Raw genomic sequence first — 22,090 nt, 5'->3', positions numbered from 1 at the left:
CGTCAGCGCACGCCGAGGCCCATCTGCATCAGCGTTTTGCGTACCGGTGCCAAAGAGTAGAGCGCGTTCAGACCCATCGCTCGTGCATCGCGCAAAGGCCGCGCTTCGATCATTGAGGCGCGGTTAAGCAAGTCGATACCTTTGACGCGCAGTTCGATCTCGGTGTGGCGGGCTTTGTGATAGGCATCCAGCATCTGTGCGTCGCCCAGCCCCTCAGGCCGCGCCTGCGCAAGTTCCAGCAGAGTTCGCAGATCGCCCAATGACATGTTCAACCCCTGCGCGCCGATGGGAGGCACGACATGGGCGGCCTCGGCCATCAGCGCGATCCGTTCGCCTGACAACCGTTCTGCCGATTGGCTGATGATCGGCCAGATCGTGCGGCGCGAGGCCAACTTCAACGGCCCGAACAACCCGCAGGACCGTTCGGTCATGGCATCTTCAAACGCCTCTGCTGCGGTGTTCAGCAGTTCAACGGCGCGCGGTCCCCGCTCCATCCAAACAATCGCGGATGAGGGTTGCCCCTGCCAGTCGGGCAGGGGCACCAGTGTGAACGGCCCGCCCGACCGGTGAATCTCAGTCGATACATTCTCGTGTGGAATGGGATGCGTCACGGCAAAAGCCAGCGCTTTCTGACCGTAGCGCGTGGTGTGCACGCTGATCCCGGCGGCCTCGCGCATGGGTGAGCTGCGCCCGTCCGCGGCGACCACCAGCTTGCAGCGGATGCGGGAGCCGTCAGTCAGTCCAACACGGGCCTCGGCGGTACGTGTAAACAGGCTGACCGTGCCGGTGCCGGGGCGGAAGTCGACACTGGGCAGCTCGGCCAGACGGGCCACCATTTCACGCCGCAGCAGCCAGTTGGGCAGGTTCCAACCAAAGGGCTGGTCCGAGATATCAGCGGCGTTGAAATCGCGCACCACGCGGGGTTCGGGGATGTCTCCACCCGCGTCCACGATGCGCATGATCTGCAAGGGCGCGGCATGTGCGTCCAGCTTTGCCCACAATCCGCACTGGTCCAGAAGCCCATGCGCGGGTTGCAGAAACGCAGTGGTGCGCATGTCGGACCCGTCCACGTCACGTTCAGTAATTGGCGGAGTTGGGTCGACACAGATCACGTCGAACCCGGCGGCTCCGAAGGCGGCCGCAGCGGTCAGTCCGGCGATACCGCCACCGGAAATCAGGATGTCACAGCTGTCTTTCATAGCCTTGGCCTCCGTTGTTGGCGCAGAACCTAGTGCGGTTCCACGCCGGGTGCCAAGTGACATCCTGTCCCGTGCTTTACCCCCGGGAGATCAGGATGAGGATCAGGAACATCACCGGCACCATCATCACGGCAGGGATGTAGAGACCGGGCAGGCCGAACAGCAAAGCGGAACAACCCCACATGCTGATTACGGCAATAGCGGTATAGCCCCAATCCTCGGCCTCGCCATGGGCGGCGTCTTTCGCCATCCAGCCAAACAGGGGGATTGCAAACAACAGGCGCTGCCAGATGGGCAGCTGCTGAGGGGCTTCGATCGCGCTCATGGGTGTCTCCGATTCTGTTCGTCGCTGAGGCGCATATAGGGACGATGCTGCACCTGCAAAATGCGCAGAACGTCACAGTGTGACAGCCTATCGCAGGCGCGACAGAAAGAACGTCAGGTCATCTGTATGATGGTGAATATGATCCGCCTCGTGCGGGTCGGGCGCGACGTGCACGGTGCGCATTCCCATCTCGTGCGGGGCAGCCAGATTGCGGGGATCGTCCTCAAACATTGCGGCCTTTGCGGCGTCTATGCCGTCCTGCGCAAAGATCGCCTCGAACGCCGCCTTTTGAGGCTTGGGGCGATAGCCTGCATGTTCGATCCCGTAGATCGCATCGAACAAACCGCTCAGGCCACGGGCCGCAAGTACACGTTCCGCATAAGGTGCGCTGCCGTTGGTATAGACGATCCGGCGGCCGGGCAGAGACCGTATGTGATCGGCCAGTTCGGCATCCGGGTCCATGTGGCTCATGTCGACCTGATGGACGGCGTGCAGATAGGGGTCGGGATCAAGGTCATGCTCGGCCATCAGACCGGCCAGTGTGGTACCATATTCGCGCCAGTAGTGGGATCGCAGCCTGTCCGCCTCGGTCCGATCCACACCGATGGCCTGCACCACGTAGTCGGTCATCAGCACCTCGATCTGATCGAATAGGCGCATATGGGGCGGGTACAAGGTGTTGTCGAGGTCGAACACCCATTGGGTGACATGAGAAAAGGCAGGTTTGACCATGGTCTCGGTTTAGGCTGCGCAGCACCGCTTTTCAATGCGGTACTTGATCGATGTGCCAAGTGACGGATAGACATATCCGAACGAGGAGACACAAAAGCCGATGCCGCAATCGAAACACCCCACCAAAGACGCATACAGCCTTATTCTCGAAGCGATTGACGTGGGCGTCTACCGACCGGGTGATCGGCTTGTTGAAAGCGAATTGGCCGAACGGTTCGGTGTGTCGCGCACGCCGATCCGCGAAGCGTTGCAGCGGCTGGAAACACAGTCTTTGCTTGAGCGGGATGGGCGCTCGCTGATCGTGGCATCGCTTGACCACAACCAGATGGCCGAGCTTTACGTGGTGCGGCGCGAGCTAGAGGGTTTGGCGGCGCGACTGGCGGCGAAACACGCCACCGAAGAAGAGATCAAGGTGCTGCAGGACATGGTGGCAGCTGACGATCAGCTGGTGAACGACCCGACCGCTTTGTCGCGCGCCAACCGGCGCTTTCACGAACAAATTCATCTGGCGTCCCACAATCGGTATCTGGTGCAGCAACTGGACCTGGTTCATAGGACCATGGCGCTGATGGCGACCACATCTCTGGCGGTGCAGGGGCGCGGAGAAATCGCCCAAAGTGAACACCAGGCCATTGTCGATGCAATCGCCGCCCGCGACGAGGATGCTGCCGCGCGGGCGCTGCAGGATCATATCTCGGTCGCGTTCATGACCCGTCTCAAGCAGGATGCGGTCCGGCGCGAAAAGTAGGCCGCCTTAGGCGACGGTTGCCTCTTCTCCGGCGTGGCCGTGTTGCGTTTTATCCCAGAAGAATGGGTTTACGACCAGTTCCCAAAGTCCTTTGTAAGCGGCTAAAACGCCCAGTGGGTAATAGAAGATCATCGTTGGCACCCAGGGCAGGAGAAAGCGCTTTTTCGCGGCGATTACACCCAATGAGCCAACGATGAAATTGGCAGCCTCGGCGGCCAGGAACAGATAGACGCATCCCGTCAGAATTTCCGGCGTTATGATGCTTTCGAACGGGTGGGGCAGTCCGAAGAAAATCAGCCAGAATACCCATAAGACCGGAGCCAACAGGAATTGTCCGAGCGTCCCCAGAAAAAACGCCTGAACGCCCAAGAACCTTAAGAGTCCCAATTCTTTCAGCAACCGCTTCGGGCGGCGCATATGGACCAGATAGGTAACCATAAATCCCTTTAGCCAGCGCGAGCGTTGTTTCACCCAGGGCCAGGCGCGAAAATTAGCCTCTTCGTAGGTCGCAGTGTTCACGATCTCGGTCCTGTAACCAGCGCGGCACAGGCGGATGCCCAAATCTGCGTCTTCGGTCACGTTGTGCGCGTCCCAGCCCCCCAACTCCAACAGCTTGTCGCGGCGGAAAAAAAACGTCGTGCCCCCCAACGGAACAACCAAACCCAGCCGCGCAATGCCTTTGAGGATGACCCGGAACCAGCCGTTATACTCGATTGTAAAACAGCGAGATCGCCAGTTGGTTCGCGGATTATAGTAATCCAGCATACCCTGTAGACACACGACATCTTCGGGCGCCTGCGCAAAATGTCTTGCGACCGTTTCTATTTGATCAGGCACCGGCGCGTCTTCGGCATCCCAGACGCCAAGGATTTCGCCGCGGCAGAAGTCCAGAGCGTAGTTCATCGCGCGTGGTTTCGTCGTCAGGTTGCCCAGTTTTGGCACCTCAAGTGCGCGTATCCAACTGGGTAGTTCCAGATCGGTAAGCGCGGCCTTGGTCACCTCGTCCTGCTCCTCAAGAACCAAGATCACATCCAGTAGTGTCTTTGGATAGGTCAGCCTTTGAAGCCGAGCGATCAACGCGTCTGCAATTTCTCGTTCTTTGTACAACGGAACGAGAATTGACACGCAGGGCAGTTTTGAAAAGCTGTTGTCTGTAGGTTCGGATTGGGCCCGGCGTGGCGCGACATATGCCAAAAGTCCGGCCAGACGAAGGATCAAGAACAGCGCAAGGGTCGCGATTGTGACCCATAGCAGAAGGTTCAGCCCGACCAAAGGGAGCGCGGCGAACAAGGCGCAAAACGTGATTGCCACCGCGACGGCCGTTGATCTGGGCCGCGCGGTCCAGTTTCGGCAACTTTGGTCCGCATCGACGCGTTCTTGGGCGGCTTTTGCCAGGGGAATGGCGTGACAGCGGGCAATTGCGGTATCGATCTGTTCGGCACTGGCCAGCACCGGCACAACAGTCAGGCCGTTGCCTTTCATCGCATCAACAACATCCGAGAACCTGTCGGGTCGCGAGGTGGCCACCAGCAAGATGGGACCAATCTGCATCCAGGGAACAACGTTGTGCTTCAACCAGAACTCGACCTGCCTGATCGCACAGAGCTCGGCGGTTGGCGGTGTCCGTTCAAAATCTGCGACTTGCAAGCCGCTTTGATCCGCAAGCGCATCCACGACGGTTTGTCGGTTTGTCCAGCCTTCGCCGACCAGAATCTCACCCAGCGGCGCATTCTGTCCGGCCTGCAAGGCCAGCGCATGTTCCAATTGGTCGGACGTGATCGAGCCCCGGTCCAGCAGGCAGGTGCCAAGCGGCTTGCGTGGCGCCGAAGCGATGGGGATTTCATCCGGCACCACACGCTGTGTCGTTAGATCGGCCATTCGCAAACCTGCCTCCGTTAACGGTCGGCAGGTTTGCTCAATTATAGTTAACGCCCAGTTAACGCTGATTAACTTAGGTCAAAGCCCGTTCTTTGCGCCCGGCCATTGCCGCTGCGAACCGTTCGAACAGATAGAAGCTGTCCTGTGGTCCGGGTGAAGCTTCGGGGTGATATTGAACCGAATAAACCGGACGGTCCTTCATCCGGATGCCGCAATTCGATCCGTCGAACAATGACCGATGGGTCTCAAGAACGCCGTCTGGTAGCGATTGCGCATCAACGGCAAAGCCGTGGTTCATAGACGTGATTTCAACCTTACCGGTTTCCAAGTCTTTGACCGGATGGTTCGCGCCGTGGTGGCCGTGGTTCATTTTGACGGTCTGGCCGCCCAGAGCCAGGGCCAACATCTGATGCCCGAGACAGATACCAAAGACGGGCAGGTCGGTGGTCTCAAGCACTTCCTTAATCATCGGCACGGCATATTCGCCGGTGGCGGCCGGGTCGCCGGGGCCGTTTGACAGAAAGACGCCGTCCGGATCGTGGGCCAAGACTTCGGCTACGGTTGCGGTTGCGGGCAGCACGGTCACATCGCACCCCGCAGATGCGAGGCAGCGGAGAATGTTCCTTTTCGCACCGAAATCCAACGCGACAACCTTGTGGACCGGCTCTTCCTGCCGAGTGTAGCCATCAGGCCAGGCCCAACGCATTTCGTCCCAGCGGTAACTTTGCGCGCAGGTGACATCCTTTGCCAGGTCCATGCCCTCAAGCCCGGCAAAACCGCGCGCGGCTGCGATCAGGGCCTCGATATCGAATTTACCGTCCGGGTTATGCGCGAGGGCGACGTGCGGTGCGCCTTGCTGACGAATGGCGCGCGTCAGACGGCGGGTGTCAACGCCACCGATGGCGATGCGTCCCCGCCGTTCCAGCCAGGTCTTCAACTCTTCGGAGGCGCGCCAATTGGACGGTTCCGTCGGATCCCATTTGACAACCATTCCGGCTGCGACAGGATCAGCGGTTTCGTCATCCTCGGGGTTTACACCGACATTGCCGATGTGAGGGAACGTAAAGGTCACGATCTGACCCGCATAAGAAGGGTCTGTCATGATCTCTTGATACCCTGTCATTGCGGTGTTGAAACACAGCTCGGCCACGGTTTGGCCAGTGGCGCCGAACCCTATGCCGTAGAACAGGGTTCCATCGGCCAAAGCCAGACATGCGGTGGGCTTGGACGGGGCGTTCTGGGCCATGGCGCGACTCTCCTGCAAGGTAAACCGGCGCATACCTAAGGGGGTTGGACGCTTGGGTCAAGCCTGTTCAAATTTTGGGCTATTGTGGAAAATCAACAGCTTACTGATAATTGACCCCTGTTGTGCCCCGCATTTTGTTTCGATATGGTCGGGGTTCCGTTGTCATGGGGATGGACAAACCATATGGATATGCGATCACGGGTGAACTCTGCCCTGAAGCAAGCAATGAAAGACAAACAGGCCGAGCGTCTGTCGACGCTGCGCCTGATCAACGCAGCAATCAAGGATCGGGACATAGCCTCGCGCGCTTCCGACAATGAAGAAGCCAAGGGCTGCGGAGATTCCGAGGTTCTTGAAATTCTTGGGAAAATGACCAAGCAACGCAAGGAAAGCGCCCGCGCCTATGAAGAGGGTGGGCGGCTGGATTTGGCCGAACGCGAACTGCGCGAGGTTGAAGTCATTGAGGAATTTCTACCCAAGCAGTTGGATGATGACGAGGTTAGCAAGGCCATCCAAACGGCAATCACCGCCACGGGCGCGGGTTCGATCCGGGACATGGGCAAGGTAATGGGCGAGTTGAAGACGCGCTACACCGGCCAGATGGACTTCGGCAAGGTGGGCCCGATGGTCAAGGATCACCTTTGCGCGGGGTCCAACGGCGCATGATCAATACTGCGCGGCCTGGTCGCGCAGCTTTTGGCTGAGATCATCGAACAGCGCGATCCGTTCGTCCTCGGACAGGAACGCGCCGATTTCGACCTCTCGCCCGTCTCCGATCAATGTAACGTAATGGGGCACCGGCCCGCCGTTCGCGTGCATCTCGGGACGGGCCCAATGGCGGTTGCAGGACCATTCCTGATCCCCTTTCCGCGGATGGTGATGAACAAGACGCGCCTGAGTTTTGTCCAGCGTCAGAACCTCGAACACGCTACGCGCGCGATAGTTCATCTCGAATGCCAGCCACAGGCCCGACACGGTAAGAAGCAGGAAGGGTAAAAGGCCCCACAGCAACACCGAACCCAGCACCGCAAACAGTGGAATGAGCCCGAACAGGAAGACCGCCAGAACAACCCCCATCGCGCCACGCGGCGGCAATGAGTTATGAGGCCAGAGGCGCAATTCCTGAACTGTGTCCGAGGTCTGTTTCCAACGATAGGGCATGGCTAAGAACTAGCGTCATCCACCGCCGAGTCGAAAGCGATTTTTCAAACCACGTGGCCCACGCGAGACCAGGACAGGGCGTCATCCAACCGGTCATCGCCCCAAAAGACCTCATCACGCACGACAAAGCTGGGGGCACCAAACACGCCAAGTGCGATGGCGTTTTCCGTTTCAGTCTCGAGAGCCTGAACCGCATCCGGTTGTTGTGCACGACCGAGCGTTAGGCGCGGGTCTTGTTGGCAGCGCAATAGGGCCTCGGAGATTGCGGACTCCGACCCTGCTTCGACACTGTCTTCGAACCAGATGCGATAGAGAGATTTCGTGAATTCCTTACCCCAGTCTTCGCGCATCCCCAGCAAAGCAACTTGATTGGCAAGCGCCAGATCCGAGATTGGGTAAGGCGCGGGAAGGTTCGCATGGATGCGATACTTGGCGGCGCGTCGTTCGATATCGCGCCACATGTAGGCTGACTTCTCGGGCTTGCCCGCAAAAGGGATATTCTGTTGGGCGGACATGACAGTGCGCACATTGAACGGACGCCATTTTACCGAGACGTCATGTTCGGCGCACCAGCCGTCCAATCGCGTGATCGTCAGGAAGCTGTACGTGCTGCCAATGGAATACCAGAAGTCAATCTCGGGCATCAGAATCCTCCGGGTTGCCGGACGTATCTCGGGCCTCAGGATAGCGGATTTTTGGCCGTATGGCGACTGCCGGGGGCGGACCAAGAAAAAAACCCCGCCGAATGGGCGGGGTTTCTTTGAGTAACTTTCAGGATCAGTGCGCGTGGCCCTTATCCCAGTCCTCCTGCTTAGGCAGCTGCTCGAACGTATGCTCGGGCGGCGGCGAGGGCAGGGTCCATTCCAGCGTGTCCGCGTATTCGTTCCACGGGTTCGGACGGGTCTCTTTCGCGCCGCGCAGCAGGGCGTAGATCACGATGCCGAAGAACAGCAGGAACGAGGCGAACGAGACAAACGCACCAATCGACGAGACAAAGTTCCACTGAGCGAACGCTTCGGGATAGTCGATGTAACGGCGCGGCATGCCCTGACGGCCCAGGAAGTGCTGCGGGAAGAAGGTCAGGTTGGCACCGATGAAAAACATCCAGAAGTGCACCTTGCCCCAGAACTCGGAATACTGACGGCCTGTCATCTTCGAGAAGTAGAAGTAGACGCCAGCAAAGATCGCGAAGACGGCACCCAAGCTCATCACGTAGTGGAAGTGTGCCACAACGTAGTAGGTGTCGTGATAGGCCCGGTCGATCCCGGCCTGCGACAGAACCACACCGGTCACACCACCAACGGTGAACAGGAACAGGAAGCCGAAGGCGAACAGCATCGGTGTCTTGAACTCGATCGAGCCGCCCCACATGGTCGCAATCCACGAGAAGACCTTAACACCAGTCGGAACCGCGATGACCATCGTGGCCAGCATGAAATAGGCTTGCTGACGCAGCGACATGCCAACCGTGTACATATGGTGTGCCCATACGACAAAGCCCAGCACGCCAATGGCAATCAGCGCCCAAACCATCGGCAGGTAACCGAAGATCGGCTTGCGCGAGAAGGTGGCGATCACATGGCTGATGATGCCAAAACCGGGCAGGATCACGATGTACACTTCCGGGTGTCCGAAGAACCAAAGGATGTGTTGATACAGGATCGGATCTCCACCACCGGCTGGATCAAAGAAGGTAAAACCAAAGTTGCGGTCCATCAGCAGCATGGTGATCGCGCCCGCCAGAACCGGCAGCGACAGCAGAATCAGCCAAGAGGTTATGAAGATTGACCAGCTGAATAGCGGGACCTTGAACAAGGTCATGCCCGGCGCACGCATGTTCAGGAACGTTGTGATCATGTTGATCGCACCGAGGATCGAGGAGGCGCCCGATACGTGCACGGCAAAGATCGCAAGGTCCATGGACATGCCGCCCTCGGTCGTGGACAGCGGTGGATAGAGAACCCAACCAACACCCGACCCAAGCTGGTCATTACCACCGGGGCTGAGCAGCGAAGCCACACCCAGCGAAGTTCCGGCCACATACAGCCAAAGCGACAGGTTGTTCATCCGCGGGAACGCCATGTCCGGCGCGCCAATCTGCAACGGCATGAAATAGTTGCCAAAACCGCCGAACAGGGCGGGAATGACGACGAAGAACATCATCAGAACACCGTGATAAGTAATCATCACGTTCCACAGGTGCCCGTTCGGGGTGCAAGGATCGGCCATGAACCCTTCGAGGCACATGTACTGAACACCGGGGTGCATCAGCTCAAGCCGCATATAGACGGTCATCGCCACCGAGATGAACCCGGCCAGCGCCGAGAAGATCAGGTAAAGAACCCCGATGTCCTTGTGGTTGGTCGACATGAACCAGCGGGTAAAGAACCCACGCTGGTCTTCATGATCATGACCATGAATGGCTGCGTCTGCCATTAGGTGCCTCCTGTTGCAATTCAACCGCGCAGCCGGACCTCTCCGGCGCGCGGGATTCCTGCTGGTTTTAGAATGCGTAGGGGCGACCTTCAATGGTCGAGTTTGATCTGGATCAAGATTAATTGTCGCGGGGCAAGCTGTGCCTCGCGCGATTCCGGAAAGACTGCGCGTTATTTAGGCATCGATTTGGGCCATTCAAGTTGTCCCGCTTGCGCCAAACTCGCGACTTGACCCTTTCTGTGTCGGGCCTCAGAACATAAGGCACCTCATGAACCGGAGACCCCTGATGCCCGCCTATGATCCTGATAACATCTTTGCGAAGATCCTGCGCGACGAAATCCCTTCGAACCGCGTGTACGAGGATGATAAAACAGTGGCCTTCATGGACATCATGCCTCGCGCGGATGGTCATTTGCTGGTCATTCCAAAAACACCCTGCCGCAATCTGTTGGACGCCTCGCCTGAACAGTTGAACGCCGTGATGGCGACGGTTCAGAAACTCAGCAAGGCGGTCGTGCAGGCATTTGATGCCGACGGAGTGACGATCCAGCAGTTCAACGAGGCCGCAGGGGGGCAGGAAGTGTTTCACCTGCACTTTCATGTCCTGCCGCGGCACGAAGGTGTTTCGGTCCGTGCACCCGGCAAAATGGGCGATTTCGACCTGATCGCACAGCATGCGGAAAAAATCCGTGGTGTTCTGGCTTAGGGGATCGATCTACAGATTTGGCATGGCCAGAAACGAGAAATGCCGTTCCGATATGGGGTCGGAACGGCAGACTCGTACCCAAACACTTGGCGGGTCTCGCGGGCCGAAGCCCGGGATCACCGGTTAACGCACCACTCACTCATGAACGGCGATTACATAATACGTGGTTGCAGGGCGTTTGTATTGGGGGAAAATGAATAACCCATGAATCCTTGTCCGTTAAAGTCAATTTTGACGGGATTTTCTAAAGGATCGAGAAACAGAAGCCGACTATTCCAAGCGATTGTTGTGCCGCCCGCAGAAAGGACCCGATTCGGGTGGTTGTGATCACCCGACGGCTTCAGCATCAAAAACAGGCTCGAATGTCCGACGCAGAGCAACATCCACGTCGTCCATCACAACTGGTAACCCCAGATCGACCAGAGAAGTGACGCCGTACTCTTGAATGCCACAAGGAACAATCCCCGAAAAATGTTCAAGATTGGGTTCGACGTTGATCGAAACGCCATGAAACGTGATCCATTTGCGCAGCCTGACGCCAATGGCCGCGATTTTGTCCTCTGTAGGCTCGCCCAAGGCGGTCAGAGGCTTGTCGTTGCGCTGCACCCAAACGCCGACTCGTCCAGCGCGAATTTCACCGGTCACGTTGAACTCGGCCAGCGCAGCGATGATCCATGCCTCAAGCTGCTGAACGAACCGTCGAACATCCTGACCGCGTTTTCTCAGATCCAGCATGACGTAGACGACGCGCTGTCCGGGGCCGTGATAGGTGTATTCTCCGCCCCGTTTGGTTTCATGAACCGGAAACCGGTGGGGGTCTTTCAGGTCAGACGACTGAGCCGATGTACCCGCCGTGTAAAGCGGCGGGTGCTGTAAAAGCCAGATGCATTCATCAGCCTCGCCGGCTGCAATCTTGGCAACGCGATCTTCCATAAAGGCCACGGCCTTATCGTAATCGGTCAGCCCGTCTGTCGTCTTCCATTCCATGGCGGGTCCATAAACCGTCTGCTTGGGCGATGGAAGGGGTCAGGCCGCTTCGCTTCGGCAGCGCTGCAGGATTTGCGCATAGGTATCCGTACCTTGTGCCCCTGTAACCAGGTATTTCCCACCAAACACCATCGATGGTACGCCTGAAATCCCGCGACTGGTCCAGAATTGCTGTTTCTCTCGCACCGGCGCGACATGGGCGCCTGAATCAAGTGCTTGCCTTGCCTCGTAAGGATTGAGCCCCGCATCCTGGACGACGTCAATCAGGACGCCGACGTCGGACACATCCTTTTGTTGGGTGAAATAAGCATCAAACAACGCCAATTTTAGGGGATGCTGACGATCTTGACCCTCGGCCCAATCGAGCAATTGATGCGCCGCGAAGGTGTTGTAGATCCTGCTGTCATCGTCGAAATTGAAAGTAAACCCCAGTTCTTTTCCCAATTCAGTCAAGCGCAAGCGGGCCTGTTGGCTTTGTTCCTCGCTCGAGCCGTACTTCTGCGTGATGTGCTCGCGCAGGTTCTGACCCTCCGCAACCATCGTCGGGTTCAGCTCAAACGGGTGCCATCGTAGGTTGGCTGCAACGCCTTCTTGTTTCAGCGCAGCGTCAAGCTGGCGAAAGCCGACAATGCACCAGGGGCAAACGACGTCCGATACGACATCAATCTGAACATTTGGGCGGGAATCGGAAGATGTCATGTGTTGCTCCTGCATGAGATGTCGCGTGCTTCGGGTTTGTACATATGAATGCTCCGCGGGAATTCAAACAGTCGTGTTTTTGCCTCTTCACATCCCCCAATTCAACGTCTATACGCGCCTTTACCAAGTCACTGGCAGTGCGGTCGTGGCGGAATTGGTAGACGCGCAGCGTTGAGGTCGCTGTGGGGTAACACCCGTGGAAGTTCGAGTCTTCTCGACCGCACCAAATGATTGATTTTCAACAGGTTTCTTCGCCGAATGTAACGGTAAATGGAGCCTTTTGAGATGGATGTACGGGTGCCAAAGGGCCTCTTTAAGAGAGGCAAGGGATACGCGGTCAGAGTCGCAGTACCCAACGAATACCAAGCTATCATCGGTAAGAAAGAGATCGTGCGGGGTCTTGGAACGCAGGACTTAGCTGAGGCTTTGGTCAGGCGAAAAGAGGTCTTGCCCGAGATTCTGGCGTCTATAGGAGAGGGCTCAACGCCTGAACCTATAGTCAAACAGGTTGCTAGACATGACCCGCAAGAGGGGACCACCGTCAGGGACACGGGGCATCGCTGGCTCAGGGAAGCGGACGGGATCAAAGAGTCCACCAAAGCGAGGTATCGGCAGCACCTTGAGGGCTTCGAGGCTTACGCGGGGAACATCGAGGTCACTGAAATAAACAGGGCGCTGGCTCTGTCTTTCATGGAGTATCTCAAAGTCACGCCGTCTGAGCGAACCGGCGAACTTCTCTCGGCTCGATCCCTACAGTCTTATCAATGCTGTCTCGCCTCTTACTGGCGCGTCTTGGATCATTGGGGCTTGGTCGATCCCGATGTTCGTAATCCCTTCTCTTCGCTCTTGAGGCGCGTCGCAGGACAGAAAAAGAAGGCAGACCCGAGAGAGAAGAAACTGCGACCAGTAACCCGAAAAGAAGCTGAGAGCCTTCTGACCTACATCGCTCACAACTCTGCTCTCAAATACCAATTCGAGATGTTTGTCACAGTCAGGTTACTCTGGGTCACCGGATGCCGATTGAATGAAATCTGTGGGCGCTACCTCTCTGATATTGAGGACAAAGGAGACCACATCTGTATCAATATCCCGGAGGCCAAGACCGAGGCAGGGAAGCGGACTGTCATGATCGTTGGTGATGCCGATTGTGCTTTGCTCAGAGAGGCCATCAGACAAGCGGCCATCGCTGAACCGTCTTGTTCTGAGAATGAAGGCCGGTTGTTCCCTCGGATCAACTTAGGTGGATACGATAAGCAACCCAGCCACTACCTCGGGAAAGCCTTGGAGAAGGCGAGGAAGAACCTTGAGGGCGACAATTCCAAATGGGATATGCACTCATTTAGAAGAACGGCTGTGTCTGCTCTGGTGAACGCGGGTGTCGCCCGAGAAGCCCGAAATCTTGCTGTCGGCCACTCCAACAAAGATGACATTGGTATCAGCGTCTATGCCAAGAGGGCAGAGTTGGGCGATGTGATCCTATCAACCTTTGAAGCGCTTTATGAAGAACTAGGAGGAAGCCTTGTGTCACCCTCGGTTCGACCGAAAGCAAACTGAAACCCAACCCTAAGAAACCTAACGAGTAGAGAAGGAAAAATACCATGAGAATGCTAGGAACGCTCACACCGACCCAAAGTATGCATGAGCGGATTTTGATGCTCTATCTGATGTTGCTGGATGAGAGGAACGCTATGATGGTAGCCCAAGTCGAAGCCGAAACTGTTATGGGTTTTGCCAAGAAGTATGACAAAGAGAGCATCAGGAAGCAGTTGGTTATGGCGCTGTGTGCCTACGAAGAGCTTTCAGGGGAATCGCACCCTGTAGAAGGTGAGTTGGATTCGCTGCCTGTTTAACGGTCTGTAGTGAGAACGATATTGAAGGGGCTGGCACTTCGCTGGCCCCTAAGTGTTCAGTTGCCTTTGGGGCCTGAGAGAATTGCTTCCAAATCTGAAACGAAGTTTTCTCCCTTAGGGGTCAACCTCAGTTCTCTTTTGCGCCGGTCGTTTGGGCTGATGCGAACGCTGACTAAGTTGTGGCCTGAACCCGGCATGTCCGGTGTGCCATCTGCCCAGTAGTTGGCATTTCGGCTGGCTGCTGCTGAACCAAAGCCCAGCCAATTTTGAATATCCGCAGTGGTTACGCCCTGTGGTCTGTCCTGATGCCTAGCTATGTACAGCAGTGCTAACGCAGTGCTTATCTGCATTTTGAGATCAAATTGTTCGAAGCGCCGAAGGAACTCGATTCCGGGTTGTATTTCATTGTGCATGAATGACCTATTTTCGTTACGGGACTGAGTAATAACACTTACCTATTCATATTAGATAAAAATTACAACGTCTTGAAAAGAGTCTATTTACATTACATCCGATACCGGATAGAAATGTGGGTAAGTTGGTGGTGCGAGTCTGTTCTGCTGACCGGTCACAAAACGTGGCTGCGCTCTTTGATAACTGAATATGAAGATCATCACCCTTGACCAGTCGCACGGGATATATGCGGCACGAGAATTCTAAGTCTCATGGTGGGGTAGCTAGGCGTAAGCCGATGATGCGTGAATGATGATCTGTAAACTCACTACCTCTGAGTAGAACTGAATGGGGGACGTGTGTCTAACCATCGTGGCTTGGGGGCTTCCTCATAGCGGCTTGCGACGGAGTACACAGAAGCCTGAGGCCAAATCCCAGAGACCGTAACTCAACACATTAGATTTCCTTAGTGCCGCCCCACAGGGGGAGGCGGCGCTATTCCTTGCGCTGGCGGGAGGTGCCTCACCACAGGCTCACTTCTGCTGGCCCCGGGAAAACTCAAAGTGGCGCAAGATTGATGCGTCGCTCTCAAGACCAATTTCTAAGGACAATTCATATATGAACGATAACAACAGCGCTCGAAGGGGCGCTAATAAATGGTACGGTCAGTTCACCTTCGACCAAGTTGAGAAAATCAGGGCCAAAGCCCAAGACGATCTCACGGTCCAGGCTGACATCACCACGGCTACCGGGAACAACATGGATTTGACCCAGATGATCCTAGGTGGCCCGAATGAGGATATGATCGCCGCGCTCAAAGAGGCCGACGATACTGACCCAATTCACCAAGACTTCGACAATGTGTGGGGTCAAGGTGCCGCTGAACACTATAGAACCCTAGAGCAACCACACGGTTTCTGGGAGCATATCTCCGAGCTACCGGGGGCCGCAACTCGCGGCCTCTTCGGCGCAGCTGCCGAGTTTGGAGAGAACGTGTTCAACACACGCGGAGAAGCGCAGGTAGAGGCCCTAGAGGCCAAGAACGCCTATGATGCTTATCTGGCCACCAAACGGGGTGAACAAGCCGGTCCCTATCATCCTCTTCAAGTCCGTAACGACTTGAACCTGTCTCAAAACTTCTGGCGGGTCGCAATGAAGTCCTTTGTGTACCCTGAGGATAGCGAAGGGCGCAAAGCCTTGGCATCTGTCGGTGTCGCCGTGATCCCAGAAGCCCTGCAACGCCTCAAAAGCGGTAAAGTTCGGATAAACTCGTTGTTCCTTAAAGACGGGGCAGGGAGTGGCTAAGTTACCCTTGTCTACCATCCCGGCAGGGAGACGTAGCAAAGCTTCACGAGAAGCGCTCAGGCAACGGCGGGTTGACCACCCGGATTCCGTTACAGTAACAATCGTACTCGCAGTACCAACTGTGCGAAGAACCTAAGAAGGTCACGCGGTCAAAGACACCAAGTTTACAGTGCGTTAGACGGAATGTTTACACGCGGTATACTTGAGGTCGCTGTGGGGTAACACCCGTGGAAGTTCGAGTCTTCTCGACCGCACCAAATTCTCTGAAACAGCCTGATTTCTCTCAGCTGAGTCGTGCGCCCTGCAGGTCGAAACGGTAGGTGCGGTCCTGGGCGTAGCCAAACCGGACTGGTTCGCCGGCAGCAACTTGGTGCTGGCCAAAGAGGCGTGCGGTGATCTGGTGGCTGTTCATCATTGCGATGACGTTGGTGTCTCCGCCCAGATGTTCGACATGCGTAACGTTCGCGGCCAATGGGCCATCGTCGGTCAGGTGCAGGTCTTCGGGACGGATGCCCAAGGTGGTGTCCGCGCTTTCCCCAATCAGGTCGGCTGGAAAGAAATTCATTGACGGCGCGCCGAGGAAACCCGCGACGAACTGGTTTGCGGGATTGTTATAGAGCTCCATCGGGCTGCCGACCTGTTCAACGCGCCCGTCACGCAGGACGACGATCTTGTCGGCCAGAGTCATCGCCTCGGTCTGGTCGTGGGTGACGTAAATCATCGAGGCATCGAGTTGCTGGTGCAGGTTGGCGATCTCCAGCCGCGTGTTCATCCGCAGGGCGGCGTCCAGGTTTGAGAGCGGCTCGTCAAAAAGGAACAGCTTGGGCTCGCGCACGATGGCGCGACCGATGGCGACGCGCTGTCGTTGACCGCCGGATAGTTCGGAGGGATAGCGGTCGATATAGGGTTCAAGGTTCAGCATCTTGCTGGCCTTGGCAACACGCTCTTCGATGACCTGCTTGCTCTGACCTTCTTGCTTCAGCGCCAGCGACATGTTCTTTCGCACATTCAGGTGCGGGTAGAGCGCATAGCTTTGGAACACCATCGCTATGCCACGTTTTGAGGGTGGGGTGAGGTTCATCACCTCGCCGCCGATGCGCACCTCGCCCGAGGTCACATCCTCAAGCCCCGCGATGACGCGCAGAAGGGTGGATTTTCCACAGCCCGAAGGGCCGACGAAGACAACGAACTCGCCGTCTTCGACTTCGATGTTGATATCCTTGAGAACTTCGACGGTTCCGAAGGACTTGTTCACGTTTGTCAGCGTCAGGGCGGTCATTGCGTTGCCTCTTTCAGCGAAATGGGTTGGCCGGTGCGGATGCTTTCATCGGCGGCCAGACAGATGGCGAGCGATTGCACAGCGTCGTTCATGTGGCGGGTCAGGTCGATATCCTCGGCGATGGCCCGCAGCATGTAGGCCTGCTCGGCATCGCAGAGTTCCTGATGGCCGGGTTCATCGGGCATGTCGATCGTCTGGTCGCCCTCGGGGCGGTGGACCAGAATGCCGCCGACCTTGGTGTGGCCGTCGATATCGGCTGACGCGCCCTTGTTGCCGTCAGTGATCGAGACCGATCCGTTGGGCGAGACGATGTCTTTCACGAAGAACGCGGTTTCCGACATCATCGGCCCCCAACCGGCCTCGTACCAGCCGACTGAGCCATCCTCAAAGATCACCTGAAACTGGCCGTAGTTGTACATGTCCTTGTCGATCTCATCGCTCAGGCGTAGGCCCATTCCGTGCACACGTACGGGATCGGATTCGGTGATCTGGCACATCACATCGACGTAATGAACGCCGCAATCGACGATGGGCGATGTGGTCTGCATCAAAGCTTTATGCGTCTCCCACTCAGCACCCGACGACTGTTGGTTCAAGTTTAGACGAAAGACATATGGCCCGCCTAGATCTCGCGCCTCGGCGATCAGGCGCATCCATGAGGGGTGGTGGCGAAGGATATAACCAATGACCAGTTTGCGGTTGGTCTCAACAGCCTTTTCGACAACACGCTTGGCGTCCGCCACGGTGGTCGCCAGTGGCTTTTCGACAAAGACATGTGCCCCGGCCTCCATCGCCGCACAGGCGAAATCGGCGTGGCTGTCGGAATAGGTAGCGACAACCACCAGATCGGGGTTTGTCTCGGCCAGAGCGGCGTGAAAATCCGAAAAGGTGGGATATCCTGACAGATCAGGGTGGTCCACTTGGCCGGACCGGTTCACCAACGCCACGATTTCAGCATCCGGGTGATGGTGGTGGGCGAGCGCGTGGCTCAGGCCCATATTGCCGAGGCCAGCAATCAGAACTTTGGTCATTTGACAGCTCCTGACGTGATGCCGCGGATCAGTTGGCGTGAGAAGATGACGTAGAGGACCAGCACCGGCAGGATCGCCATAGACAGCGCCGACAGAACCGCGTTCCAGTCGGTGACGAACTGACCAATGAAGACCTGGCTGCCCAGCGTCAGGGTCTTGGTCTCCTCAGCGGGGGCCAGGATCAGCGGGAACCAGAGATCATTCCAAATCGGGATCATGTTAAACACCGCAACGGTCGCCATGGCGGGGCGAACCAGCGGTAGGACCAGTCGGAAGAAGATCGTGTATTCTGACAGACCGTCGACGCGACCTGCGTTTTTCAGATCGTCCGAGACCTGCCGCATGAACTCGGACAGGATGAACACAGCCAGCGGCAGACCTTGAGCGGTATAGACAAGGATCAGCGCCCAGAGCGTGTTTACCAGTCCGGTCGCGACCATCATCTCCAGAATAGCAACCGTACCGATGCGAATAGGGATCATGATCCCCAGCGCCAGATAGAGGCCCATCAGGGTGTTGCCCTTGAACTTGTATTCGCTCAGCGCAAAGGCGGCCATGGCGCCGAACAGCAAGACGAAGGCTAGCGACACCACGGTCACGATCAGTGAGTTCTGGAAGTACAGGAAGAAATCCCCTTGCTTCATCACCGTCTGGTAACCGATGAGCGAGAAGCTTTCGGCATCGGGCAGGGCGAGTGGTTCTCGGAAAATCGAGCGTCGGGTTTTGAAACTGTTGATAATGATCACAAAAACCGGGAAGAGGGCGATCAAAGTGTAGAGGATCAGCGCCCCATGCATGGCGGCCGTATTCAGTGGGTTATGGCGTGCTTTGTTCATCCGGCTATCCTCACAGTTGATACCGGCGCATCCGGGTCTGGATGCCGAAGAGGTAGATGCAGACCCCCACGAGAATGATCGCGAACATGGCCCCGGCGATGGCCGATCCCATATGTGGGTCGCCCAGTTGCAATTGGAAGCCAAAGAAGGTGCGGTACATGAAGGTGCCGAGGATATCTGTTGAGAAATCCGGCCCCGCCAGCGCGCCTTGGGACACGTAGATCAAGTCGAACGCGTTGAAATTTCCTACAAAAGTCAGGATCGAGATGATGCCGATCGAAGGAATGATCAACGGTAGCTTGATCTTCCAGAAGGCCGAGGCTCCGGTGATGCCGTCGATTTCTCCGGCTTCAAGAATTTCCTCGGGGATGGACAAGAGGGCGGCATAGATCAGCATCATCGGGATGCCGACAAACTGCCAGACCGAGACAAGTGCCAGCGTTGTGAGGGCGTATTCTTCTTTGCCCAACCAGGGCGCGAACAGAAATTTCAGACCGACTGCGTCCAGCATCGACGGCGCGATGCCCCACAATGGCGACAGGATCAGTTTCCATGCAAAGCCTACGATCACAAAGCTCAGGATTGTCGGGATAAATATTGCAGACCGATAGAGCGCAGCAAACCGCAGGCGGGGATGCGACAGCAATGCGGCCAAGGCGATGCCAATCGGGTTCTGGACCAGCATATGGATCAGGAAGAACCAGAAGTTGTTGCCTAATGCGTTCCAGAACTGCTCGGACCAGATCGGATCGAAGAACAGCGTGCGGAAATTTTGCAAACCGACATAAATGCGGGTCTGATCAACCTCGGTGAACAGTGCGAGGCGCAGCGTGTTGAACAAGGGGAAGATCATCACCGCCGTGTAGACCAGCACCGCAGGGGCGAGGAAAACGGCGATGTGCCAGCGGATGCGGCGGGTCTGCATGGGAGTCTCCGGGGGGATTAGGGACCGGACGCGACACACGCCGCGTCCGGTGTGAGTGGCTCAGGCTTTACTGATGCGGTGCGTACCAGCTGGCCAGACCGTCTTGCAGCTGCTGACCCAGAGCTTCGGGTGTTTCCGCGCCTTTGATGGCGGCAACGGATGCGCCCCAAGTCTCGTTTTCGAGGTTCGGTGTGCCGCGCGACAGGATCTGGTAGGTCGAGCGGATCGTGCTTTCGCACTCATCGCGCCAGCCGACGATTTCCTTGGCCAGCGGATCTTCCAACTCGACCGGAGTGCTGGACAGCGGGAAGAAGCCGGGCAGGGCGTTGCCAAAGATGCTGGCGAATTCCGGGCTAGCGACCCAGGCCAGGAAGGTGCGCGCGGCTTCCTGGTTTTCGCTGGCGGCGTTCATGCCGATGCCGATATCGGTGTGATCCGAGATATAGCAGGTGTCACCGGCATTCTGGACTGGCGGCTTGAAGGCACCCATTTCGAAATCGGCCTGCGTGTTGAAGCCCGAGATTTCCCAGCTGCCCGCCGGGTAAACTGCGGCGCGACCCAACGTGAACAGGTTCTGGCTGTCTGGATAGGTCTGTGCTTCGTAACCGTCACCCAGATAGTCAGCCCACTTTGCCAAAGTTGCATAGGGTGCAACCCACTGTGGGTCTGTCAGTTTCTGCTCGCCTTTGATCAGCGCCTGACGGCCTTCTTCACCTTTCCAATAGTTCGGGCCGATGTTGTTATAGCCCATTGTGGCGGCTTCCCACTGGTCGTTGGTGCCCATCGCCATCGGGATATAGGTGCCGTCTGCCTTGATTTTCTCAAGCGCGGCAAAGAATTCGGCTTCGGTGGTGGGGACTTCGATGCCCAACTCGTTGAACGCGTCTTTGTTGTAGATGAAGCCATGGATCACGGATGCCATCGGAACGCAGAAACTGGCCGAAGCGTCATCGGTCTGCCATGCGGATTTGGCAACGTCCGAGAAGTTGCCCATCGCCTCAAGATCAGACAGGTCTGTCAGATGACCAGCCTCGTACAAAGCCAACGAGGCGTCGAACGGACGGCAGGTGATCAGATCGCCCGCTGATCCGGCCTCGAGCTTCGAGTTCAGCACGGCGTTGTATTCAGCCGGGGCAGAGGGTGAGAAGATCACCTTGATTCCGGGGTGCTCGGCCTCGAAGGCTGGAATGATTTTTTCCTGCCACAAGGCCAGGTCGTCATTGCGCCAGCTTTCGATGGTCAGCGTCGCATCCTGCGCATAGGCACTTGTAACCAGCGCCGTGCTCAGCAGAGCCAGGCTTAGAACTTTGCGTTTCATTTCATTTCTCCCAAGTTGATGGTTTCGTTATTTTTTAATCGCTCCAATGCCGGGCGAAGGTGGTCGTCGAATTCTCGCAGAAGGGCGTGGGCGCTTTCAAGCGTTTCCGCCCCGGATGCCAAAAGAGCTGCGCATTTAAGGTTGCCGCCCGCATCGGCTATCGCCTTGTCAGCTTGGTCAGGTGTGACATTTGTCAGGTGGCAAACGATTCCGTTGGCCCGCGCACGCAGCTTGTCATTATCCGCGCGCAGATTGACCATCATGCCGTCCTGAATGTGCCCAAGCCGGACGGCCATCAAGGTCGACAACATGTTCAGTGCGATTTTTTGCGCCGTGCCAGCCCCCATGCGGGTCGAGCCTGAAATCAGTTCTGGCGGTGTCGGTAGCAAGACGGGGTGATCTGACAGTTGCAGCAACTCGGTGTCCGGGTTGTTGGCCAACCCAATGACCGTTGCCCCCGCCGTCCGCGCGATTCCTGCGGCGGCCACCGTATAGGGCGTGCTGCCGCTAGCGGAAACGGCGATCAGAGTATCGGTTTCCGACAGATCTGCCAGTTCGCGATCCAGATCATCTGCAATGTCCTCGACATCGCCTGGCATATCGGCGGTGGTCGGCAAACCACCCGCCATATGGATGCGTATTTGATCGGATGGGATGGAGAATGTGCCGCCAAGTTCCAATGCATCGGATGCAGCCATCAGTCCGGACGAACCGGCAGCCAGATAGCGCAAAATGCCCCCGTTTCGGATCGTCGCGGCCATGGCCGAGGCGCCCGCGCAAATTTCGGGAAGGGACGACATGGGCGCCTTGGCGGCATTGGATTGCGCGGTGGCAAGAAGGGCGGCTACCTCGGCCAGCGGTCGGGCGTCCAGCCCGTCGGCGTCCTGATGCAGCTGTTCTGTCACCGGTGTGGTCACGTGATTCCCCCTATGGCTTCTGGGCATCATACCTTTTAGATACCATTAGTCTACCATTTTGTTGAGATTGGTATATATTCTGAAATATTCGCCAAATCCCCTCATTTTGTAGTGTTTTG

General features: G+C 57.0%; 23 protein-coding genes and 1 tRNA gene. 7 read left to right on the top strand and 17 right to left on the bottom strand.

What is annotated here, in order from left to right; genetic code table 11:
* Positions 1 to 2: 2 nt before the first annotated feature.
* From ACR0CR_RS02285 to ACR0CR_RS02275, 3 genes are all read right to left on the bottom strand, one after another.
* A complete protein-coding gene (locus tag ACR0CR_RS02285) occupies positions 3 to 1,199 on the bottom strand; it encodes a UbiH/UbiF family hydroxylase (protein WP_480596363.1) in 1,197 nt (398 codons plus the stop codon).
* A 76-nt stretch (positions 1,200 to 1,275) separates the two neighbouring features.
* Positions 1,276 to 1,524 carry a hypothetical protein gene (locus ACR0CR_RS02280; RefSeq protein WP_480596362.1) on the bottom strand — a complete coding sequence of 83 codons (249 nt, stop codon included), beginning with the start codon at positions 1,522 to 1,524 and terminating at the stop codon, positions 1,276 to 1,278.
* Positions 1,525 to 1,611: 87 nt separating this feature from the next.
* Positions 1,612 to 2,256, bottom strand: coding sequence for a pyrimidine 5'-nucleotidase (locus ACR0CR_RS02275; protein WP_480596360.1), 645 nt, complete (start codon positions 2,254 to 2,256; stop codon positions 1,612 to 1,614).
* 100 nt (positions 2,257 to 2,356) lie between these two features.
* On the opposite strand from ACR0CR_RS02275, the gene ACR0CR_RS02270 reads away from it, so the two are divergent.
* A complete protein-coding gene (locus tag ACR0CR_RS02270; RefSeq protein WP_480596359.1) occupies positions 2,357 to 3,004 on the top strand; it encodes a GntR family transcriptional regulator in 648 nt (215 codons plus the stop codon).
* Positions 3,005 to 3,010: 6 nt separating this feature from the next.
* Here the strand turns inward: ACR0CR_RS02270 and ACR0CR_RS02265 are convergent, their stop codons facing one another.
* Positions 3,011 to 4,882: a glycosyltransferase family 2 protein gene (locus tag ACR0CR_RS02265; protein WP_480596357.1), complete on the bottom strand. Its 1,872-nt coding sequence runs from the start codon at positions 4,880 to 4,882 to the stop codon at positions 3,011 to 3,013.
* 73 nt (positions 4,883 to 4,955) lie between these two features.
* Complete coding sequence (gene carA, locus ACR0CR_RS02260; protein ID WP_480596355.1) at positions 4,956 to 6,128, bottom strand: glutamine-hydrolyzing carbamoyl-phosphate synthase small subunit; 1,173 nt, start codon at positions 6,126 to 6,128, stop codon at positions 4,956 to 4,958.
* A gap of 183 nt (positions 6,129 to 6,311) precedes the next feature.
* Here carA and ACR0CR_RS02255 point away from each other — a divergent pair, with 183 nt between their 5' ends.
* Positions 6,312 to 6,794 carry a GatB/YqeY domain-containing protein gene (locus tag ACR0CR_RS02255; protein WP_480596354.1) on the top strand — a complete coding sequence of 161 codons (483 nt, stop codon included), beginning with the start codon at positions 6,312 to 6,314 and terminating at the stop codon, positions 6,792 to 6,794.
* Here ACR0CR_RS02255 and ACR0CR_RS02250 read toward each other — a convergent pair whose 3' ends face one another.
* From ACR0CR_RS02250 to ctaD, 3 genes are all read right to left on the bottom strand, one after another.
* Positions 6,795 to 7,289, bottom strand: coding sequence for a DUF2244 domain-containing protein (locus ACR0CR_RS02250; protein WP_480596352.1), 495 nt, complete (start codon positions 7,287 to 7,289; stop codon positions 6,795 to 6,797).
* A 44-nt stretch (positions 7,290 to 7,333) separates the two neighbouring features.
* Positions 7,334 to 7,933 (bottom strand): DsbA family protein, encoded by a 600-nt coding sequence (locus ACR0CR_RS02245; RefSeq protein WP_480596350.1) that lies wholly within the window; start codon positions 7,931 to 7,933, stop codon positions 7,334 to 7,336.
* A 133-nt stretch (positions 7,934 to 8,066) separates the two neighbouring features.
* Positions 8,067 to 9,725 carry a cytochrome c oxidase subunit I gene (ctaD, locus tag ACR0CR_RS02240; protein WP_480596348.1) on the bottom strand — a complete coding sequence of 553 codons (1,659 nt, stop codon included), beginning with the start codon at positions 9,723 to 9,725 and terminating at the stop codon, positions 8,067 to 8,069.
* A 286-nt stretch (positions 9,726 to 10,011) separates the two neighbouring features.
* Here ctaD and ACR0CR_RS02235 point away from each other — a divergent pair, with 286 nt between their 5' ends.
* Positions 10,012 to 10,431, top strand: coding sequence for an HIT family protein (locus ACR0CR_RS02235; protein ID WP_480596346.1), 420 nt, complete (start codon positions 10,012 to 10,014; stop codon positions 10,429 to 10,431).
* Positions 10,432 to 10,758: 327 nt separating this feature from the next.
* On the opposite strand, the gene lipB is transcribed toward ACR0CR_RS02235, so the two are convergent.
* Both lipB and ACR0CR_RS02225 read right to left on the bottom strand, forming a co-directional pair.
* Positions 10,759 to 11,418 (bottom strand): lipoyl(octanoyl) transferase LipB, encoded by a 660-nt coding sequence (gene lipB, locus ACR0CR_RS02230; RefSeq protein ID WP_480596344.1) that lies wholly within the window; start codon positions 11,416 to 11,418, stop codon positions 10,759 to 10,761.
* 39 nt (positions 11,419 to 11,457) lie between these two features.
* Positions 11,458 to 12,117 carry a DsbA family oxidoreductase gene (locus tag ACR0CR_RS02225; protein WP_480596342.1) on the bottom strand — a complete coding sequence of 220 codons (660 nt, stop codon included), beginning with the start codon at positions 12,115 to 12,117 and terminating at the stop codon, positions 11,458 to 11,460.
* A 139-nt stretch (positions 12,118 to 12,256) separates the two neighbouring features.
* On the opposite strand from ACR0CR_RS02225, the gene ACR0CR_RS02220 reads away from it, so the two are divergent.
* The 3 genes from ACR0CR_RS02220 to ACR0CR_RS02210 all read left to right on the top strand — a co-directional run bounded on the left by ACR0CR_RS02220 (position 12,257) and on the right by ACR0CR_RS02210 (position 13,967).
* A tRNA-Leu gene (locus tag ACR0CR_RS02220) sits at positions 12,257 to 12,343 on the top strand.
* Between the two features lie 44 nt (positions 12,344 to 12,387).
* Complete coding sequence (locus ACR0CR_RS02215; RefSeq protein ID WP_480596340.1) at positions 12,388 to 13,671, top strand: tyrosine-type recombinase/integrase; 1,284 nt, start codon at positions 12,388 to 12,390, stop codon at positions 13,669 to 13,671.
* A gap of 44 nt (positions 13,672 to 13,715) precedes the next feature.
* The gene (locus tag ACR0CR_RS02210) at positions 13,716 to 13,967 is read left to right on the top strand and encodes a hypothetical protein (protein ID WP_480596338.1); all 252 of its coding nucleotides are present in this window, start codon (positions 13,716 to 13,718) and stop codon (positions 13,965 to 13,967) included.
* Between the two features lie 56 nt (positions 13,968 to 14,023).
* Here ACR0CR_RS02210 and ACR0CR_RS02205 read toward each other — a convergent pair whose 3' ends face one another.
* On the bottom strand, positions 14,024 to 14,380 hold the full coding sequence (locus ACR0CR_RS02205; RefSeq protein WP_480596336.1) for a hypothetical protein: 357 nt from the start codon (positions 14,378 to 14,380) through the stop codon (positions 14,024 to 14,026).
* Between the two features lie 598 nt (positions 14,381 to 14,978).
* Here ACR0CR_RS02205 and ACR0CR_RS02200 point away from each other — a divergent pair.
* Positions 14,979 to 15,665 carry a hypothetical protein gene (locus tag ACR0CR_RS02200; RefSeq protein WP_480596334.1) on the top strand — a complete coding sequence of 229 codons (687 nt, stop codon included), beginning with the start codon at positions 14,979 to 14,981 and terminating at the stop codon, positions 15,663 to 15,665.
* Between the two features lie 283 nt (positions 15,666 to 15,948).
* Here the strand turns inward: ACR0CR_RS02200 and ACR0CR_RS02195 are convergent, their stop codons facing one another.
* The 6 genes from ACR0CR_RS02195 to ACR0CR_RS02170 form a co-directional block, all read right to left on the bottom strand.
* Positions 15,949 to 16,944, bottom strand: coding sequence for an ABC transporter ATP-binding protein (locus ACR0CR_RS02195; RefSeq protein WP_480596332.1), 996 nt, complete (start codon positions 16,942 to 16,944; stop codon positions 15,949 to 15,951).
* The gene (locus tag ACR0CR_RS02190) at positions 16,941 to 17,975 is read right to left on the bottom strand and encodes a Gfo/Idh/MocA family protein (protein ID WP_480596330.1); all 1,035 of its coding nucleotides are present in this window, start codon (positions 17,973 to 17,975) and stop codon (positions 16,941 to 16,943) included. Before ACR0CR_RS02190 ends, ACR0CR_RS02195 begins: the two co-directional genes overlap by 4 nt.
* On the bottom strand, positions 17,972 to 18,811 hold the full coding sequence (locus tag ACR0CR_RS02185) for a carbohydrate ABC transporter permease (RefSeq protein WP_170393445.1): 840 nt from the start codon (positions 18,809 to 18,811) through the stop codon (positions 17,972 to 17,974). The genes ACR0CR_RS02190 and ACR0CR_RS02185 overlap by 4 nt, the downstream gene beginning before the upstream one ends.
* 10 nt (positions 18,812 to 18,821) lie before the next feature.
* A complete protein-coding gene (locus ACR0CR_RS02180) occupies positions 18,822 to 19,736 on the bottom strand; it encodes a carbohydrate ABC transporter permease (RefSeq protein WP_480596328.1) in 915 nt (304 codons plus the stop codon).
* Between the two features lie 67 nt (positions 19,737 to 19,803).
* Positions 19,804 to 21,054: an ABC transporter substrate-binding protein gene (locus tag ACR0CR_RS02175; protein ID WP_480596327.1), complete on the bottom strand. Its 1,251-nt coding sequence runs from the start codon at positions 21,052 to 21,054 to the stop codon at positions 19,804 to 19,806.
* A complete protein-coding gene (locus tag ACR0CR_RS02170; protein ID WP_480596325.1) occupies positions 21,051 to 21,971 on the bottom strand; it encodes an N-acetylmuramic acid 6-phosphate etherase in 921 nt (306 codons plus the stop codon). Before ACR0CR_RS02170 ends, ACR0CR_RS02175 begins: the two co-directional genes overlap by 4 nt.
* Between the last annotated feature and the right edge of the window lie 119 nt (positions 21,972 to 22,090).

It is taken from the genome of Ruegeria sp. AM2 (assembly GCF_056540685.1).
This window is presented reverse-complemented; position numbering and strand designations above follow the sequence as displayed.